19 protein-coding genes are annotated in these 12,679 nt (G+C 72.2%); 9 read left to right on the top strand and 10 right to left on the bottom strand.

Going from position 1 to position 12,679, the window contains the following annotated elements; translation table 11 throughout:
* Positions 1 to 55: 55 nt before the first annotated feature.
* Entirely contained in the window at positions 56 to 829 is a 774-nt protein-coding gene (locus tag ACQP2H_RS24890) for a M23 family metallopeptidase (protein ID WP_219464395.1), read from the top strand.
* 76 nt (positions 830 to 905) lie between these two features.
* Here the strand turns inward: ACQP2H_RS24890 and ACQP2H_RS24885 are convergent, their stop codons facing one another.
* The 5 genes from ACQP2H_RS24885 to ACQP2H_RS24865 form a co-directional block, all read right to left on the bottom strand.
* Positions 906 to 1,400 carry a TspO/MBR family protein gene (locus tag ACQP2H_RS24885; protein WP_219464394.1) on the bottom strand — a complete coding sequence of 165 codons (495 nt, stop codon included), beginning with the start codon at positions 1,398 to 1,400 and terminating at the stop codon, positions 906 to 908.
* Between the two features lie 211 nt (positions 1,401 to 1,611).
* Complete coding sequence (locus ACQP2H_RS24880; RefSeq protein WP_007464364.1) at positions 1,612 to 1,755, bottom strand: GPGG-motif small membrane protein; 144 nt, start codon at positions 1,753 to 1,755, stop codon at positions 1,612 to 1,614.
* A 42-nt stretch (positions 1,756 to 1,797) separates the two neighbouring features.
* Positions 1,798 to 2,520 (bottom strand): metallophosphoesterase family protein, encoded by a 723-nt coding sequence (locus ACQP2H_RS24875; protein WP_219464393.1) that lies wholly within the window; start codon positions 2,518 to 2,520, stop codon positions 1,798 to 1,800.
* 10 nt (positions 2,521 to 2,530) lie between these two features.
* Positions 2,531 to 2,797 carry a hypothetical protein gene (locus tag ACQP2H_RS24870; RefSeq protein WP_208568467.1) on the bottom strand — a complete coding sequence of 89 codons (267 nt, stop codon included), beginning with the start codon at positions 2,795 to 2,797 and terminating at the stop codon, positions 2,531 to 2,533.
* Complete coding sequence (locus ACQP2H_RS24865; protein WP_208568468.1) at positions 2,794 to 3,399, bottom strand: nucleotidyltransferase; 606 nt, start codon at positions 3,397 to 3,399, stop codon at positions 2,794 to 2,796. The genes ACQP2H_RS24870 and ACQP2H_RS24865 overlap by 4 nt, the downstream gene beginning before the upstream one ends.
* Before the next feature lie 156 nt (positions 3,400 to 3,555).
* Here ACQP2H_RS24865 and ACQP2H_RS24860 point away from each other — a divergent pair, with 156 nt between their 5' ends.
* The 4 genes from ACQP2H_RS24860 to ACQP2H_RS24845 all read left to right on the top strand — a co-directional run bounded on the left by ACQP2H_RS24860 (position 3,556) and on the right by ACQP2H_RS24845 (position 7,817).
* A complete protein-coding gene (locus tag ACQP2H_RS24860) occupies positions 3,556 to 4,299 on the top strand; it encodes a thymidylate kinase (RefSeq protein WP_219464391.1) in 744 nt (247 codons plus the stop codon).
* A gap of 150 nt (positions 4,300 to 4,449) precedes the next feature.
* Positions 4,450 to 5,364: a MurR/RpiR family transcriptional regulator gene (locus ACQP2H_RS24855; protein WP_208568470.1), complete on the top strand. Its 915-nt coding sequence runs from the start codon at positions 4,450 to 4,452 to the stop codon at positions 5,362 to 5,364.
* 71 nt (positions 5,365 to 5,435) lie between these two features.
* On the top strand, positions 5,436 to 6,335 hold the full coding sequence (locus ACQP2H_RS24850; protein ID WP_433233668.1) for an N-acetylmuramic acid 6-phosphate etherase: 900 nt from the start codon (positions 5,436 to 5,438) through the stop codon (positions 6,333 to 6,335).
* Between the two features lie 492 nt (positions 6,336 to 6,827).
* The gene (locus ACQP2H_RS24845) at positions 6,828 to 7,817 is read left to right on the top strand and encodes a sigma-70 family RNA polymerase sigma factor (RefSeq protein ID WP_208568471.1); all 990 of its coding nucleotides are present in this window, start codon (positions 6,828 to 6,830) and stop codon (positions 7,815 to 7,817) included.
* 129 nt (positions 7,818 to 7,946) lie between these two features.
* On the opposite strand, the gene ACQP2H_RS24840 is transcribed toward ACQP2H_RS24845, so the two are convergent.
* Positions 7,947 to 8,930 (bottom strand): C40 family peptidase, encoded by a 984-nt coding sequence (locus ACQP2H_RS24840; protein ID WP_208568472.1) that lies wholly within the window; start codon positions 8,928 to 8,930, stop codon positions 7,947 to 7,949.
* Positions 8,931 to 9,413: 483 nt separating this feature from the next.
* Between ACQP2H_RS24840 and ACQP2H_RS24835 the strand changes: the two genes are divergently transcribed.
* On the top strand, positions 9,414 to 9,932 hold the full coding sequence (locus tag ACQP2H_RS24835) for a DUF6232 family protein (RefSeq protein ID WP_363823078.1): 519 nt from the start codon (positions 9,414 to 9,416) through the stop codon (positions 9,930 to 9,932).
* A gap of 12 nt (positions 9,933 to 9,944) precedes the next feature.
* Here the strand turns inward: ACQP2H_RS24835 and ACQP2H_RS24830 are convergent, their stop codons facing one another.
* Complete coding sequence (locus ACQP2H_RS24830; protein ID WP_208568474.1) at positions 9,945 to 10,274, bottom strand: DUF3817 domain-containing protein; 330 nt, start codon at positions 10,272 to 10,274, stop codon at positions 9,945 to 9,947.
* Positions 10,275 to 10,298: 24 nt separating this feature from the next.
* The gene (locus tag ACQP2H_RS24825; RefSeq protein ID WP_433229075.1) at positions 10,299 to 10,721 is read right to left on the bottom strand and encodes a hypothetical protein; all 423 of its coding nucleotides are present in this window, start codon (positions 10,719 to 10,721) and stop codon (positions 10,299 to 10,301) included.
* 128 nt (positions 10,722 to 10,849) lie between these two features.
* Between ACQP2H_RS24825 and ACQP2H_RS24820 the strand changes: the two genes are divergently transcribed.
* The 3 genes from ACQP2H_RS24820 to ACQP2H_RS24810 are packed head-to-tail and all read left to right on the top strand — an operon-like array spanning position 10,850 to position 12,084.
* Positions 10,850 to 11,170 carry a DUF6158 family protein gene (locus ACQP2H_RS24820; RefSeq protein WP_208568476.1) on the top strand — a complete coding sequence of 107 codons (321 nt, stop codon included), beginning with the start codon at positions 10,850 to 10,852 and terminating at the stop codon, positions 11,168 to 11,170.
* Positions 11,170 to 11,487 carry a hypothetical protein gene (locus tag ACQP2H_RS24815; protein WP_219464387.1) on the top strand — a complete coding sequence of 106 codons (318 nt, stop codon included), beginning with the start codon at positions 11,170 to 11,172 and terminating at the stop codon, positions 11,485 to 11,487. The genes ACQP2H_RS24820 and ACQP2H_RS24815 overlap by 1 nt, the downstream gene beginning before the upstream one ends.
* A gap of 54 nt (positions 11,488 to 11,541) precedes the next feature.
* Positions 11,542 to 12,084 carry a DUF1360 domain-containing protein gene (locus ACQP2H_RS24810; protein ID WP_219464385.1) on the top strand — a complete coding sequence of 181 codons (543 nt, stop codon included), beginning with the start codon at positions 11,542 to 11,544 and terminating at the stop codon, positions 12,082 to 12,084.
* A 66-nt stretch (positions 12,085 to 12,150) separates the two neighbouring features.
* Here ACQP2H_RS24810 and ACQP2H_RS24805 read toward each other — a convergent pair whose 3' ends face one another.
* Together ACQP2H_RS24805 and ACQP2H_RS24800 are read right to left on the bottom strand one after the other, a co-directional pair.
* Complete coding sequence (locus ACQP2H_RS24805; protein ID WP_219464383.1) at positions 12,151 to 12,360, bottom strand: hypothetical protein; 210 nt, start codon at positions 12,358 to 12,360, stop codon at positions 12,151 to 12,153.
* Positions 12,361 to 12,424: 64 nt separating this feature from the next.
* Positions 12,425 to 12,667 (bottom strand): hypothetical protein, encoded by a 243-nt coding sequence (locus ACQP2H_RS24800; protein WP_208568480.1) that lies wholly within the window; start codon positions 12,665 to 12,667, stop codon positions 12,425 to 12,427.
* Positions 12,668 to 12,679: the final 12 nt, after the last annotated feature.

Below are 12,679 nucleotides of genomic sequence, written 5' to 3'. Positions count from 1 at the left end.
ATATCTGCCACCCTCAGGGCAGGACATCGAAGAATCTCTACATCGGAGGTGCTGGATGCGTAAACGGTGGTGGAGTCTGCTGGCAGCGTTCCTGCTGGCCACCGGAATCCTGGTGCCGGCCGGCCCGGCGTGGGCCGCGCCCACGTTCAAGGTGCCCTTCCCCTGCAACCAGTCCTGGTCCGGCCAGACCCGGTCGGACCACAGCCCGGCGAACGCGATCGACTTCAACCGCACCGACGACGTCGGTGACCCGGTGGTCGCCAGCGCCCCCGGCACCGTCGACCGGGTCACCGACCTCGGCGGTACGAGCTACGGCAAGTACGTCCGGATCGACCACGGCGGCGGCTACACGACCTACTACGCCCACCTCAACGGCTTCAACGTCTCGGTCGGGCAGCAGGTCGGCTACGGCAAGGTGATCGGCTGGGTCGGCTCCACCGGCGGCTCCACCGGCCCGCACCTGCACTACGAGCAGCGCCTCAACGGCGACGACATCAAGGTCAAGTTCAACGGCACGGTCGCGCTGTACTGGGGCACCAAGACGTACACCAGCGGCAACGGCTGCTCCAGCGGCACCGGGTCGGGCACGGTCGACACCGCCGGCACGCCCCTGACCGTGCGGTCCGGGCCGGGCACCGGCTACGCGTCGGTCGGCACGGTCGCCGACGGCACCAACGTCACCATCGGCTGCCAGACCAGCGGCACCACGGTCACCGGCACCTACGGCACCAGCGCGATCTGGGACCGGATCGGCTCCGGCCGGTTCATCGCCGACGCCTACGTCTACACCGGCCACGACGGCTACATCCCGAACGTGCCCCGCTGCTGAGACCGGACCCGTCGGGCCGGGGGCGGGTCCGCCCCCGGCCCGACGACGACCCCCGGGCCGCCCCGGGGCGGCGACGTCAGCTGTTGAGCTGCCAGATCGAGAAGTTCAACGCGGCGGCGAAGGTGACCCAGGCCCAGTAGGGCAGCAGCAGGGCCGCCGCCGGCCGGGAGATCCGCCAGAAGGCGACCACCGTCACGGCGATCGCCAGCCACATCAGCACGATCTCGGCGAAGGCCAGCCCGTAGCGGCCCGCGCCGAAGAAGAGCGGGGTCCAGATCGCGTTCAGCACCAGCTGGACCACCCAGGCCCAGACCGCCGGGCCGAAGCCGACCCGCCGCCAGACCAGCCAGCCGGCGACCGCGATCAACGCGTAGAGCAGGGTCCAGACCGGGCCGAACAGCCACGAGGGTGGGGCCCAGGCCGGCTGGCGCAGGGCGGCGTACTCGTCGCTGGTGCCGGACACCCCCAGCCCGCCGATCGCGGCGGCGACGGTGACGGCCGCGCCGAAGGCGAGCAGCATCCACCAGGTCCGCGCGGTGCCGGTCCGCCGGTCGCTCCGGGTTGTCTCCATGGTCAAGATATTTCCCCGGTACGCCCCGGCAAAAACCCGCCCCCGGCCCGGCGGGGGCCGGCCCGGTCGCGTCACCGGGCAGCGGTCGCTCCGGGCGGGGCACCACCCCCGCACAGCAGGACGCCGGGGTCGTCGGTGCCGGAGGCCCCTGTCTGGGAGGACGGGGCTTCCGGGGGCGACGACCCCGGCGGGTCAGGTGCGGGTACCGGCGTCAATTGAAGATGCTGACACCACCCGGGCCGACCAGAAGGCCGACCACGATGAGGACGATGCCCCACAGGATCTGCCGGCGGAACAGCGCGAGGATGCCGGCGACCACGAGTACGACTGCGAGAATCCAGAGAATCAGCTCCATGGCTGCTGAATACCCGGCTGCCCGAGCCCGAAAACCTGCTCCTCAGTCGATTTGATCTCCCAGGTGGAAGACGCTGTACGCCTGCTTGATCACCGGATGGGCGACGTTGCGTACCCGCACCCCGCCGGGGGTGACACCGCGTTCGGTGCCGGCGTGCGCGTGGCCGTGCAGGGCGAGCGCCGTCGGCGCCGAGTCGATCGCCTGACCCAGCTGGTACGACCCGAGGAACGGGTAGATCTCCAACGGCTCACCGGCCAGGGTGTCCGGCACCGGGGCGTAGTGGGTCAGCGCGACGAGCAGGTCGCAGTCCAGCCCGCGCAGCGCCTCACCCAACGCCGCCGCGCTCTCGTTGCTGGTCCGGACGAACGACTTCATCTCCGGCTCGCCGAAGTCGCTGGCGCACCGGCCGGCGAACCCGCCGCCGAAGCCCTTGACGCCGGCCACCCCGAGCCGGCCGCCGGGGCACTCCAGCACCGTGCCGGTCCCCTCCAGCACGGTGATCCCGGCGTCCTGGAGCACCTTGACCACCTGCGGCACCTGGTCGCACTGGTGGTCGTGGTTGCCGAGCACGGTGACCACCGGCACCCCGAGGCCGCCGAACTCCTGGGCGACGCAGCGCGCCTCGGCCTCGGTGCCGTGCCGGGTCAGGTCACCGGCGAGCAGCAGCACGTCGGCGCAGTCGGGCAGCTCCTCCAGGGCCGGGCGGAACCGGCCCAGCACGTCGGCGTCCAGGTGGACGTCGCCGACGGCGGCGATCCGGATCATCGGGTCCTCCTCACGGCAGCTCCTCGACCTGGGCCGGCGCCTGGGCGCGGATCACCCCGATGTCGCTGGTGATCGCCTCGTCCGGGAACCGTTCGGCCACCCGACGCAGGATCTCGGCCCGCCGTTGCGGGCTCTCCACCTCGCCGGTGAGGACCAGGCCGCGTTCCCGACGGGCCACGGTGATGCCCTGCTCGGCGACGTCCGGGTCCTCGGTCAGCAGCCGTTGGATCGCCGCCTCGACGTACTCGTCCGGCGGGCCGGCGCTGTGCTCGGTCACGGGGTCTCCCTCTCCTCGGGGATACGGGCGTACGGCACCGGCGTCCCCCCGTACGGGACGACGTCGAGCCGGTCCAGCAACATCAGGAACGCTTCGGCGTACGGCGAGTGCTGGGTCTCCTTGCGTACCCGCTCCCAGTCGATCTGTTCGCGCAGCGACCGGGCCAGCGGCAGGCCCCGGGCGAAGTCGCAGTAGTGCTGGGAGAAGCTGAGCAGCTTGTGCACCATCAGCCGGGTCGCCGACAGCACCGGCATCCGGATGGCGTCCACCGGGCGGATCACGGTGTCGGCGAGGGTCTCGTGCGTCACCGGGGTCTCCACCGGCCGGTGGATCAGGTCCACCATCCGCCCGTCGTCGTAGACCTTGACCAGCCAGTCCTCCGGCGGGCGTTCGGCGGTGAAGCCCTCGTCGGTCAGCGCCTCCAACGCCCGCTCGACATGCTCCTCGGGGAGCAGGAAGTCCACGTCGTGCTCGCTGGAGTGGCCGCCGTGCGCATAGACGGCGAAGCTGCCGCCGAGCGCGAAGGGGATCTCGTTCTGCTTGAGCACGGCGGCGACCCGCTTGAGGGTGTGCAGGAGGCTGACGTCCCCGCGCTCGGCCATCTGGTCTCTCCCGTCGGTGGATGGTCGGTGGGAAATGACGTTGCGTACCCGGCTGCCCGCCCGCCCACACCTGGGCCGGTGGACCGATGCGGTCATCGCCCCCATCGGGGACCCGATCGGGCAGCGGGTGTGCGCGGGTCGGATAGTCTGTGCAGGGTGGCCAGATCACGGCGCGCGACCGACGGTAGGCCCCGACTGCGTCGCGTCGCGTTGATCGGCATCGACGGTTCGGGCAAGACCACCCAGGCGCACCGGCTCGCCGCCGCGCTGACCTCGGCCGGGCTGCCGGCCACCTACCACCGCAACGCGAGCGGTCGGCGTTGGCTCGGCCGGGTCGCCCACCGGTTCGGCCGCTCCGACGCACAGGGGCTGGTGGGCCGGGACGGGATGCTCGCCGTGGAGTCCGTGCTGCGCTGGCTGGCGATCGCCGCCGCGCTGCTCAGTTGCCTGGTGACCGGGCGGACCGCCGTGATGGACCGCTACTCCGCCTGCCAGTACGCCAGCATCCGGGCGCACGGTGGGCAGCGGTGGGAGCGGCTGGCGCGGGCTGGCTACCGGGTCTTTCCCGCGCCGCAGGTCACCTTTCTGCTCACCGTCGACCCGGTCGAGGCGTACCGGCGCATCGAGCGACGGGGTGAGGACCACGAGACGATGGGCTGGTTGACCGCCGCCGACGCGGCCTACCGGTCGTTGCCCGAGTACCCGGGTTTCGTGGTGGTCGACGCGGGAGGCGGGCCGGACGAGGTGTCCCGGCGGATCCGGGCGCACCTGGCGCGTTGGCTGCCGCCGGAGGAGGGGGCCGGCCCGGTGGCCGTTGATCCGCCGGACGACACCGGACCGTCCGCCCCGGCGACCGACGGCGTCGGGCGGGAGCCGGTCGCCGCCCAGGCCCGACCGTAGACCGAGGCGATTCCACCGGACCGGCCGAGGTGCGTCAGGCTGCGCAAATGGGAGTCTGTGCCGGAACGCCCCCGGTGCCGGGGGATACTTCCTGTCGGATACGCGCGGTCATGGTTGACGGCTCGCGGCTCATGAAAGTAAGTTTCATCCGTGGCGAAGAGTCCGAAGATTTCTGTGAGTCACGAGCCGGGTGGGCTGATCGTCCACATCAGCGGCCTGCTCCCGTCGCTGTCCCCCGCCGAGCAGCGGGTCGCCCGCCTGGTCGTCGCCGACCCCGCCGACGCCGCCCGACGGACCATCACCGACCTCGCCACCGCCGCCGAGACCTCCGAGGCCACCGTCATCCGGTTCTGCCGGTCCGTCGGCATGGACGGCTATCCGCAGCTGCGGATCCGGCTCGCCGCCGAGGCCGCCCGCCGGATCGAGCCGCCGGACGCCCGGGTGGTCGGTGGGGACATCCCGCCCGGCGCCGACCTGGCCCAGATCATCGCCACCATCGCCTTCAACGACGCCCGGGCCGTCGAGGAGACCGCCCAGCAGCTCGACCCGGCCGTCTGCGAGCAGGTCGTCGAGGCGATCGTCGGCGCGGGCCGGATCGAGGTCTACGGTGCCGGCGCGAGCGGGTTCGTCGCCTCCGACTTCCAGCAGAAGCTGCACCGCATCGGCCGGATCGCCTTCTCCTTCCCGGACGTGCACACCGCGCTGACCTCCGCCGCGCTGCTCGGCAAGGGCGACGTGGCGGTCGGCATCTCGCACACCGGCACCACCTCCGACGTGATCGAGGTGCTCGAACAGGCCCGCACCCGGGGCGCGGTCACCGTCGCGCTGACCAACTTCCCCCGTTCGCCGATCACCGAGGTCGCCGACTTCGTCCTCACCACCGCCGCCCGCGAGACGACGTACCGCTCGGGCGCGATGGCAAGCCGGCTGGCGCAGCTCACCGTGGTCGACTGCCTCTTCGTGGGGGTGGCCGCCCGGAACCGGGCACGGGCCCGCCGGGCGCTCGAGGTCACCGCCGAGGCGGTGCGGACACACCGGGTGGGCGGCAGTCGGAGGCGTTCGTGACCACCGGCCCGACCGGGCCGGACGACACGGTGGAGCAGCAGGGCACCGAGGGTGTGGTCGACCTGCGGCCGGTGGTCCGGGTCGGTGCGCCCACCGAACGGCGCAACCCGTACAGCACCGATCTCGACCTGATGTCGACCCGCGACGTGCTCACCGTCATCAACGACGCCGACCGGCGGGTGCCCGCGGCGGTGGCGGCCGTGCTGGACGAGATCGCGGTGACCGTCGACCTCGCGGTGACCGCGCTGCGCGGCGGGCACCGGGTGCACTACTTCGGCGCCGGCACGTCCGGCCGGCTCGGTGTGATCGACGCCGCCGAGCTGGCCCCCACCTTCAACTCGCCGCGCGGCTGGTTCTGCGCGCACCTGGCCGGTGGCCCGGACGCGATGTGGCAGGCCGTGGAGGACGCCGAGGACGACCTGCGCGGCGGCGCGGCGGAGGCCGCCCGGTGCGTGGCCGCCGGGGACCTGGTGGTCGGACTGGCGGCCAGCGGGCGCACACCGTACGTCCTCGGTGCGCTCGGTGCGTCCCGGGAGCGCAGCGCCTCGACCGTGTTGCTCTGTGCCAATCCGGAGGTCCGGGCAGCCGGCGAGGTCGACGTGGTCATCGGGGTCGACACCGGCCCCGAGGTGGTGACCGGTTCGACCCGGATGAAGGCGGGCACCGCGCAGAAGCTGGTGCTGAACACCTTCTCCACGGCGGTGATGGTGCGACTGGGTCGGGTCTACTCCAACCTGATGATCGACATGGTGGCCACCAACGCCAAGCTGCGGGGCCGCATGATCTCCATCCTGATCGAGGCGACCGGGTGCACCGAGGAGGTCTCCCGGCGGGCCCTGCACGAGGCCGACGGCGACCTCAAGACCGCACTGGTCTCGCTGCTCTCCGGTGCCGAGATCGCCGTGGCACGGGCCGCGCTGGCCCGTACCGCGCACCAGGTCCGTGGCGCGATCGCCCTGCTCGCGTCCTGATCCGTCCCGGTTCCCACCCCCGAGCCGCCCGGTGCGGTGCGGTTCCCGACCCCTGCCGTGGCGTCCCACCGGCCCGGACGCCGGGCCGTAGTGATGGAGAACACCGTGCCACCGGGACGTCCGTCACGACGCCGATTGTTGTTCGGGGCGTGGGGTAATCCAGGAGTGCCGGATGAACCAACCGGTCCACCGGCCCGTATCTGGCAGTGACCGGGATCGCCGTCGGACGGTGACGAGGGTCGCTCCGGGTCGGAGTGTCGCAATGGCGCGACACTCGGAATTCGGTCGGCGACACCACGTCCCACCAGCGCCGACCCGGAGGACGTCAGCAGTCCCACGGGGAGGCTGACAGCAAACGTGGACCGGGCTTTCAGCTGGCACTCAGGCATTCGTGACACTTTCGACTCACGACATGGAATCCCCGACCCGTCCGAACTGTTGTGCAGGTGTCAGCACCGGCTGGGCAGCGGGGGAGGGCTGATGGACGTGGGGATGGCAAGGAACCGGGCAACCGGCGCGAGCGAGGGGACCGTGGACACCGTGGACAAGAACATCGGCATGCGAACCGACGAGGTCGCCGAGGAGCGTGACCTGGTCGGCGTCTACCTTCACGAGATCTCCCGGACGCCACTGCTGGACGCCGCCAAGGAGGTCGACCTCTCCAAGGCGATCGAGGCCGGGCTCTACGCCGAGCACCTGCTCGGCGAGGACCGGGTTCCCGACGGGGCCGACCGGGACGACCTGGAGCGGCTGGTCGTCGAGGGGGAACGGGCGAAGGATCTCTTCATCCGGGCCAACCTGCGGCTGGTCGTGTCGATCGCCCGCCGGTACGTGCGGTCCGGGATGCCCATGCTGGATCTGATCCAGGAGGGCAACACCGGTCTGGTGCGCGCGGTCGAGAAGTTCGACTACGAGCGGGGCTACAAGTTCTCCACCTACGCCACCTGGTGGATCCGTCAGGCGATCAGCCGGGCGATCGCTCAGCAGGAGCGTACGGTGCGGCTGCCCGTGCACCTGGTCGAGGACGTCAACCGGATGCGCAACGTGGCCCGCCAACTCACCCGTGAGCTGGGCAGCGACCCGGAGCCGGAGCAGATCGCGACGGCACTGGGCGTCACCGTGGAGCGGGTCAACGAGCTGCGGCGCTGGTCGCAGGACACCGTTTCGCTGGACACCCCGGTCGGCGACGACGGCGACACCAACCTCGGTGACCTGGTCGCCGACAGTGACGCCCCGTCGCCGGAGGACATCGTCCTCACCGGGTTGGAGCGGCAGCGCATCGAGGGCCTGCTCAACCACCTCGACGACCGGTCCGCCGGCATCATGCGGGCCCGGTACGGCCTGGAGGACGGGCGGGAGCACTCGCTGACCGAGGTCGCGTCGCGCTTCTCGCTCTCGCGCGAGCGGATCCGGCAGTTGGAGATCCAGGCGCTCGGCCGGCTACGCGAGCTGGCCCGCGCGGAGGGCCTCCAGGCGGCCTGAGTCGGCCCGGTCGGGCGTACCACCCGACCCCGAACCGAGCGGCCCGTCAACGGTATGAGCTGGTAGTAATGACGGCGAACGGCCGGCGTCCGATAGGGGGACGCCGGCCGTTCGCCGTTGCCGTAACGGTCAGCGGACCCGACCGTAGCCGGCGATGCTCATCATGTTCATCTTGCGTTTGAGCACGTTGCGGCCCGCGCTCGGCGCGTCGATCACCTGACCGTCGCCGACGTAGAGGGCCACGTGCCCCAACCCCGAATAGAAGACCAGGTCGCCGGGGCGTAGCTCGCCACGGCTGACCCGGGAGGTCGCGTTCCACTGCATCGCCGCGTTGTGCGGCAGCCGCTTGCCGGCGGACCGCCACGCGGCCAGGGTCAGGCCGGAGCAGTCGTACCCGTTGGGTCCTTCGGCCCCCCAGACGTACGGCTTGCCGATCGCGCCGTAGGCGTACCGGACGGCGGCTCCGGCGCTGCCGGAGACGGCCGGTGCGTCGGGGGTGTCGGCGGAGGCGGAACTCTTCGGCTTCTTCACCGGTGCCTCGGTCGCCCGACCGTACGCCGCCCGGCGCATCTCGTAGAGCTCCGCCAGGTCCTGCTCGATGCGCTTCTTGGTCTTGGCGACCGCCCGGGACTGGGCGGCCTGCCGGGCCAGGGTGCTGTCGAGGCGGGCCTTCTGGTCGAGTAGCGCCCGCTGGTCGGCGGTGTATCCGTCGATCTGCTGTTGGCGGTGCCGGGTGAGCTGGTCGAGGGTGCCGAGCCGGTCGACCAGCGAGCCTCCGGCCGGGTCGAGGATCGCCTCGGCGGTGCGCAGCCCACCGGTCTTGTAGGCGGTGGCGGCGATCTGCCCCACGGCGGCGCGGCTCTGCGCGGCCTGGGCCTCCAGCGGGCCGATCCGCGCGTGCAGACCGGCTGCGGTGGCCTGGTTCGTCTTGATCTCCTCGTTGAGCTTGTTGTACGACTCGACGATCCGTTCCAGCTCCGCCGAGGACCTCTCGATCCGGGCGGTGAGGTCGGCGACCGACGGTTCGGCCCGGACCGGCGCCGACGGGGCGATCAGCGCGGCCGACAGGCCGGCGACCGCCAGGGTTCGCAGCAGCATCCGTAAGGACGACAAGAGCGGAAGACTCCTCTCCCACCGGTCACCGGAGGATGCTGAGCCCCCGGTGACACCGGCCGGGCCCGTCCGGATGGACGGCCGTTTACCGTGCCGGCCCGATCAACCTAACCTGTGGCGGGAGTGACGCGCAGACAAAGCCGCGGCGAATGTTGGCGGAGCGCTGCGGCGGGTCGTTGTGGCAGGTGGCGCCGGTGGTGCCCGGCGGACGACCGGGCATCGACTTCTGAGTGGTTGGCGAGGAAGGTCCCATTCGTCGTTCCAGACGGATGCCGGCGTGGATCGAGACGGTAAAGCCGGATAAAACCGAATTGGTGGTCAGATGCCGGCGGTCGGGTAGGTGGCGCTCGTCGGAACTGTCGGAAATCGGAGCGCGGGCCGGGCGTGCCGGCAACAGAATGGAGCCCCGGCCGGGAATCCCGCCGTGCGCAGATGGCGTCGCGGTGGGGTCCACCGGCCCCGCCGGCCCCCTGGGAGGACGCCGTGCAGGCAGACCGCACCAGCACCCGACCGCCGCCACGCTGGTCCCGACCGACCACCCTGTTGTACGCCCGGCCCGGGATCGTGGTGACCACCGAACGGTTCACCGCCGGCCGGAGCAGCTACGCCGTCGCCGACCTCACCCACCTACGGACCGGACGGGGGCCGCACGACCGGCTCGCCGCCCGGATCGTCACGCTCGCCGCCGTCGGCGCGGGCACGGCCGGTGTGCTGCTCGGTTTCACCGGAGGGCTGGAGCGGCTCACCGCCGGGGCGTACCTGGGGCTGGGCGTGGTGTGCCTGCTGCCCGTGCTGCTGGTGCTGCTCGGGGACCGCTGGCGGCCACCGGCCCACGAACTGCACGCCCACTGCCACGGCACCGAGCTGCTGCTGTTCAGCAGCGACGACCGGGAGCAGTTCGACCAGGTGGTCGACGCCCTGCACCAGGCCCGCGAACAACACCGCTACCCCGACGCCGACGACCCGTCACCCACCACCCGCCACTGGCGACCGACCCGCTGACACCGGCCGCCGTCAGAGAGCCGCGGGCTCCGGCGTACGGGGGTGCGCGGTGGCCGCCAGCTCGCGGGTCACCTTCCGCTCCGCCACGAACGACACGAACGGCACCGTGCCGGCGAGCATCACCAGCAGCATCCGCTTCAACGGCCAGTCCACCCGACGCCCCAGATCGAAGGTGGCGGCCAGGTAGAGCAGATAGAGCCAGCCGTGTGCGGTGCCGACGACCGCCACCACGATCGGCTCGTCGAACGCGTACTTCAGTGGCATGCCGATCAGCACCAGCACGGCCAGCGCCACGCCCACGATCCAGGCGATCACGCGGTACCGGGTAAGGGCTCCGCCCACCGTCGTCCGTCCTTCCGACCGGCCTCAGCCGGGATAGTCGCCGGGCCTCGCGCCCGGATTGTCGTTCAACCAGGTCAGATAGCGGTTGTACGCGGCCAGGTCGGCGTCGTCCGCACCGTCGGCCGGGGTGGCCGGCACCCGGGTGACCCGCACCGGGCGGCGTACCGTCGGGGTGGCCGGTCCGGGGGAGGCCGCCCCGCTGGGGTCCGGCGCGGTGGTCGACGGCGACCCGGCGCGCGGACCACGCAGCGTGTGCCGGACCTCACGCCACCAGACGAAGACCACGAAGCCGGCGAAGATCGGCCACTCCACCGCGTACGCCCAGCTCAGCGTGTTGCCGGAAGCGGCCCGGCTGATCTGCCACCAGCCCAGCGCCAGGAAGCCCGTCACCAGGACGACCAGGGCCACGTGGCGGAGGATCCACGCCGGTGTCCAGAGCCGCTTCATGCCGTCGAGGGTACCGGGACGGCACGCCGTCTCCGACGCGGCGTCGTAGCCAGCGCGCCGACGGGTTTGGTGACACCTGGTCTGGGCAACCGTCTAGACACCAGCCCAGTCGAACCCGAGGGGGCGACATGACCGCATCAGCGCACCGGTCCGGCGACGGCAGCCCGGAGCAGCGCATGCCCGAGTGGGACGGCGACCACGTCCACCACCCGACCACCGTGCTCTCCGAAACCGACGGCGAACTGATCGGGGTGGACCCGGCCGAACTCGGCGACGACGACCTGATCCGCGAACTGCAGAGCCTGCACCGCACCCGGCTCGACACGCTCCGGCACGCCGCCGACTCGGCGCTCGCCAACCACCTGCGGCGCACCGCCGAACTGGAGACCGAGTACCTGGCCCGGCACCCCGGCCGCGAGGTGGACCCGCACCGGCTGCGGGGGGCGTGATGGCCACCCCCGCCGAGCGCGGCATGTCCGCGCCGCCCGAGGTGGTGTTCAGCACCGCCACCGACCCCGACCGGATCGACGCCTGGTTGCCCGCGCCGCTGCGGGCCGACGGCGCGGCCCCGACCAGTCGGTACGACCACGAGTTGCGGGCCCGCTGGGACGGCCCGGACGGGGCGGCCGAACTGGAGGTCACCCCGGGCGACTCCGGCGGTGCCCGGGTGCGGCTGGAACTGCCCGCCGGGTCGGCCGCCGGGCTGGCCGACGAGTCCCTGGCCAACCTCGAACGCGAGGTCGCCGAGAACCTCACCGCGGGTTGATCCGACGGATGCCACGAACCGCCCACTGATGCGAACGACGAGCGAGGAGCCCCGGTGACCGACGGTGGTCTGAAGCAGAAGGTGGCGCGACTGCGCCAGGCGTACGCGCCGCACGAGCACCGGCCGCTGGGCGGCTACCTGGCCGCGATGGGCACCTACGCCGGGGTGACCGCGTCCATCGCGGCACTGGTGAAGGTGACCGGCCGGCCGGTGCCCGAACGGCCCGCCCCGGGCGACGTGGTGCTGCTGGCCGTCGCCACCCACAAGCTGAGCCGGCTGCTGTCCAAGGACGCGGTGACCAGCCCGCTACGGGCCCCGTTCACCCGCTACGACCGCCCGATCGGCAGCGGCGAGGTGATGGAGCAGGTCCGCGACCAGGGCAGCTCCACCCGGCACGCGATCGGTGAGCTGCTCAGCTGCCCGTTCTGCCTGGCCGTGTGGGTGGCCACCGGGCTCACCGGCGGCCTGGTGCTGGCCCCCCGGCTGACCCGGCTGGTGGCGACCGCGCTGACCGCCGTCGCCGCGTCCGACTTCCTCCAGATGGGGTACGCGGTGGCACAGCAGGCCGCCGAGGGCGGCCGGCACGACGAGGGGTGACCCGTACGCGGAAGGGGCCGGCGGATCGTGTCCGCCGGCCCCTTCCCGTCATCCGTCGCCGCCCGCTCAGGTGGGGGTGGTGCCGTGGTCCTCGCCCGCCCAACCGCGCGACGCCTCCGGTTCCCGCTCGTCGGCGTCCGCGCCGGTGATCACGTCCCGGTCGACGGCGGTCCGGTCGTGCTCGTTGGCGAAATCCGGCTCGGGCAGGGTGTCCAGTCCTTCGGGGGGCTGGCCGAGGGCCGGCACCCGCTCGTGGTGTTCCTCATGGTCGGACATCTCGATCTCCTCTCGGCAGCCGGCGGCGTGACCCCGGCATCCGGCTCACCCCGGTGACGGCCGGTCAGCCTGCCGACCCACCCAGCAGGTCGGCCACCTCGTCCACCGCGTACTCCCCCTCGGGGAGGGCGGCGACCCGGGTGAGCAGCTCCGCCGGCAGGTCCGCGCTGACCGCCGAGCGGTAGATGTCGGCCTGGCTGAGCCGTTCCTGGCCGTGGTAGATCTCGTCCAGCAGCTCGTCGAGCTGCCGGAGGTCCGGCTGGTCGGTCCCGGGCAGGTCGCCGGTCATGGGCGCGTCGTCGGTCACCCCGCCCTGCTA

Origin of the sequence: Micromonospora sp. CA-248260 (genome assembly GCF_050942205.1) — a bacterium.
In the GTDB taxonomy this organism is placed as follows: Bacteria; Actinomycetota; Actinomycetes; order Mycobacteriales; family Micromonosporaceae; genus Micromonospora; species Micromonospora antibiotica.
Note: the sequence above shows the minus strand (reverse complement) of the source record. Positions and strands in the feature narration are given on the sequence as shown.